This is a genomic window from bacterium (assembly GCA_040757115.1).
Classification (GTDB): domain Bacteria; phylum UBA9089; class CG2-30-40-21; order CG2-30-40-21; family SBAY01; genus JBFLXS01.
This window is the reverse complement of record JBFLYA010000288.1, coordinates 1-4,410: the sequence shown is the minus strand read 5'-3', so window position 1 is coordinate 4,410 and position 4,410 is coordinate 1. Positions and strand designations below refer to the sequence as shown.

The following is a 4,410-nucleotide window of genomic DNA, read 5'->3' as shown; positions in this document are numbered from 1 at the left end:
ATATCCATTTAGTAGTAGTTCCTTGTCATAAGGATTCCCTGGAAAAGACAATGCGTTCATTGCATACGAGGTGAATGAAAATGAGAAAAGTTAAGAAAATAGGAATTGCGGGATTGGTCTTGGGGTTGATTTGCTTTTTATCTATAACGGCATACCCTTCTTCCCAGTCCTCTTCCCAACTTGAAAAAGAAGTGAGTATTTTAAAGGAACGAGTAGCGAAATTAGAAGAGAAGGTGGCAAAATTAGAAAAAGAGAAGAGCCAACTAAAAGACCAGTCAAGTAGATTAGAAGAATTAGTCAGATGGCTGGCTCGTGCAACAGTAAGGAGTGAGAAAGAGATAAAACCTTTCTTAGAAAAGGTAAAAAAGGAAAGTATAGAAATGTGGAAAGTCTTTAAGGAAGAAATGGAAAAAGAAAGGCAAGAGAAATAACCAGGGCAAAAATAAAAGATAAGAAGGTAAAAAGTTATGTCTTCAATAAAATCAGGGGATAGATGTGCTGATTGTAAACATTGTAAGATTTGGTCTGTGGACCATAAAAAAGCCACCTGCACATTGTATGATGAACAGGGATTTCATCCTGACAGACCTGTACCCAGGAAATGTGTGGGTAATGTGGGAGAAATAGAGGGTCAGGTCGTGAATGTAGAATGTACTCAAGAGAGTTTGGGGGAAAATTTGCTTTCCGGTTTGTGACCCTACTTACTTACTCAGCCGAATTGATTCCCAGAAAATACAACGGGCATACCTACGAGAGCTATTAATATTAATAAAAATCCTGCTAAGAACATCTAATCTGAGACAAAAAATAGTTGCATATAATTGATTATTGTGCTATAATTGGGAAACAAGATAATGAGATGATGATAAGATGTTATCATACGTTAATGTGTGGTTATTTTATCTTTGAGAGGAAATATATGCAAGTCACTACAATTCAAGAGGCAAAAAAGAATTTAGAGCAGTTAGTCTATCAAGCGGATACTGATGCTGAGCCTATTATGATTTTTCTTGATGACACGCATAAAGCGATTTTATTATCAGAACGGGAATTTACCGCATGGCAAGAAACAGAATATCTCTTATCGAATCCCGCGAATGCTGCTCACTTACGAAAATCCTTGGAACAAGCACGTATTGGACATGTGACAGAACGGGAGTTAGTGAATGTATGAGACTGACATTTACTGATGCTGGATGGGAAGATTATCTCTGGCTTCAACAGTATCAACCCCAATTATTGAAACGCGTGAATGATTTGATTAAAGATGCCAACCGCACCCCGTTTAAAGGAATTGGGAAACCCGAACCATTAAAACGGGATTTGCGAGGATGTTAGTCGCGAAGAATCACGGACGAACACCGATTGGTGTACAAGGTTGAACACGATACTCTTGTGATTATTTCATGTAGGTATCATTATGAATAGAGTCAACATGAGTGTGAGTTGGGGAAGCAGACGTTGATTATGGGATACAGCAATAAGAAGAAAAGGAAAAAGATGGCGAAGTGGAACTTTTGCCTAACCAGTCGTTGCAGCGGACGGCGGGGGTAACTGGAGGGGATTAGGGTCAGACCTTGAATGTAGAAAGCAGTTCCTTTTACATTCAACATTCACGGTCTGACCCCAATAGTTTCCCATTAGTCAAAACTTTACTCAGAGTGATAAGTAAAAAAATCCCAAATCCCAAGCACCAAATCTCAAATAAACACCAAATTTCAAGTCCTAAATACAAACTATGGGGGTAATGTTTTGAATTTTGGTTATTTGAATTTATTTGGAATTTGTGATTTGGAATTTGATAGCCATATCTATGTCAAATTTCGATTAATAAGTGCTATAAATCACATAGAAGATGTGACAAGGAATATTGAAATGGTGATTGAAGAGATTTCCACCCCCTTAATCCCCCGCCAGCGGGGGGAACTCAAATTGGCAGTCTTAACCTAACCGCACAGGTCGTTAAATTGATTTAACAGATTTTATATCTGTTAAATCCTGCTGAGAAATAACAGAATTAATTGCTGGTTCAAAATCGCTGTGGAAAGTAGTTTTAGCATAAGATGAAGTTAATCAAACATTCTAACAAAATAATTGAAATAGGACTAATAGTTTTAGTATTAGCAGTTCCTCTATATTTTGATACACATCTTCATTCTGTATATGACTTAAGCAAAGTAGTTATCTTGAGTTTTTTGTCTTTAGTTATGTTTTATATCTGTCTGCTCAGGATAGCTCTCCAAAGACAAATTGAGTTTTCGTACAACCCATTGTTTTCACCCATAATTGCCTTTCTCCTCATTAGCATCATTTCTACATTATTCTCATACTCACCACTGTTAAGCCTAATTGGTATCTATCGTAGATATAATGGATTAATTACCACTATTAATTATGTTGTGCTATTTTTCTTAGTTGTCAATTTCATATCACAGGTTGATAGATTAGTTAAAACAATTATCTTTGCCGGAACAGTTGCTGCTATTTATGGTATTTTTCAACATTTTGGCATAGACCCACTTTTTGTCTCGTTAGGTTTTGGAAAGGGACGAGTTACCTCAAGTTTTGGCAATCCAGTATTTTTATCTGCTTATCTAATTATGGTATTTCCCTTAGCATTAAGTCTATATTTAGACAGGAAAGATAAGTGGCTGACCACTATAAGCCTATGCTTGCTCTATACCTGTTTATTAATGGCAAAAACAAGGGCTTCATTTTTAGGACTATTTGTAGCACTATTTTTATTTGGAGTCCTTGACGTTAAAAGGATATTGCAAAATAAAGTGAAAGTGATTATATTAGGAATAATATTAATAGGTATTACACTTATCTTTGGCATTGGCAAAGGGTCAATGATTGAAAGGGTCATTGCAACCACAAAAATGCCATCTTTAGGTGTAAAAGAAGAACGATTTAAACTATGGGAAGGGGCAATGGGAATTATAAGAAAGCATCCATTAATTGGAGTAGGACAGGAGTCAATGAGTTTAGTCTTCCAACAATATGCCCCGATAAGATTAGTAGTTGCTTATAAAGGAGCACGAATAACCGCTGATAAATCCCATAATGAGTTTTTAGATGTAGTAGTAGAAAAAGGAATAATTGGATTAGTGATATATTTATGGCTATTAATCACTTTTATAATAATGGCATGTAAGATTATTAAAGATAAACAGTCAAAATCTATCGCAATAGGTATTTTATCTGCCTGGACAGGGTATCTTACTCAAGCTCTATTTAATCTTAGTATGATTTCTATCACACACCTTTTCTTTATATTAATGGGGATGATGGTGGTCTTATATAAATGTAAAATGCAAAATGTAAAATGCAAAATTAATAAATTAAACAAAATTATTATTGGATTTAGTACAATCTTAGTGTTATTTTTACTAACTTTTATTATTAGAGCTTATTTAGCGGATGTTAATTTTCAACAGGCAATTGGGTTAAAAAGAGGTGGATTTAGTAAAGAGAGTATTCCTAAATATGAGCAGGCTATTAAACTTAATCCTATTGAAAAAGAGTATCGCTTTGAACTCATACTAACCTATCTGGATTTGGATAAATCCTATGCAAAAAAGGCACTAATCCTTGCAAAAGAGACTTCATCTTTAGCACCAGAAGATAGTAATTCATGGTATTTGTTGGCAAGGACTCTTGAACACAATGAAAAGGATATACCAGAGATAATTAATGCTTACCAAAAAGCCCGAGAATTAAGTCCATGCTGGGCGGATGTACATAATAACTTAGGAATTTTGTATGCCAAATCAAAAGAACTTAATCAGGCTAAGAAAGAATTTGAACTTGCAGCTAAATTTAATCCAACATCTACAATCTTTTTGGATAATCTTGTTACGGTCTGTTTAGAAATGAAAAACATTGAAGAGTGTAAAAAGATATTAAAGAGGATAATTAAATTGGCTCCTCAAGGAGATAAACTTATAGATACACATAATCGACTGGCATGGATTTATTACAATCAAGGGGATTTTAAAAAGGCAATTTCTCACTACCAAGCTATTATTGACTTATCTCCTATAAATATTGATGCACATCGTAATTTAGGCTCTATCTATTATAAATTAGGCAAAAAGATAAATGCTCAAAAGGAATTTAAAGAGGTCTTAACCTTTGACCCAAACAATACCTATGCACTTAAGATGTTAAGTGCAATTAGATAATTTTACAGGCTGAAAATCTGAGGTTTTTTATACATTAAAGAGATTTGAGGCGTAACTCTTTGTTAAACAATAGGATACCGGTGCGAAATATTCCACAAGGAGTTTAATGCAAATATCAAAATGTCCAAATCAAAAGGACAAAGCAAAATGCAAAAATACTTGTAAGGCAATAAAAAAAATCAAATATTAAATATTAAAAATCAAAAATAAGAATAAAAGAATT

The 4,410-nt window shown here is 34.3% G+C and carries 5 protein-coding genes and 1 pseudogene; all 6 read left to right on the top strand.

From position 1 onward, the window contains the following. The first annotated feature begins 80 nt into the window (after positions 1-80). On the top strand, positions 81-431 hold the full coding sequence (locus tag AB1422_17195; protein MEW6621039.1) for a hypothetical protein: 351 nt from the start codon (positions 81-83) through the stop codon (positions 429-431). Positions 432-467: 36 nt separating this feature from the next. After that, on the top strand, positions 468-695 hold the full coding sequence (locus tag AB1422_17190; protein MEW6621038.1) for a hypothetical protein: 228 nt from the start codon (positions 468-470) through the stop codon (positions 693-695). 116 nt (positions 696-811) lie between these two features. Next, on the top strand, positions 812-1,174 hold the full coding sequence (locus AB1422_17185; GenBank protein ID MEW6621037.1) for a type II toxin-antitoxin system Phd/YefM family antitoxin: 363 nt from the start codon (positions 812-814) through the stop codon (positions 1,172-1,174). Continuing rightward, positions 1,171-1,428: pseudogene (locus tag AB1422_17180) on the top strand (Txe/YoeB family addiction module toxin). Before AB1422_17185 ends, AB1422_17180 begins: the two are co-directional and overlap by 4 nt. A 324-nt stretch (positions 1,429-1,752) precedes the next feature. Beyond that, positions 1,753-1,950, top strand: coding sequence for a hypothetical protein (locus tag AB1422_17175; GenBank protein ID MEW6621036.1), 198 nt, complete (start codon positions 1,753-1,755; stop codon positions 1,948-1,950). A gap of 113 nt (positions 1,951-2,063) precedes the next feature. Further along, positions 2,064-4,187, top strand: a complete 2,124-nt coding sequence (locus tag AB1422_17170) for a tetratricopeptide repeat protein (GenBank protein MEW6621035.1) — start codon at positions 2,064-2,066, stop codon at positions 4,185-4,187. Positions 4,188-4,410: the final 223 nt, after the last annotated feature.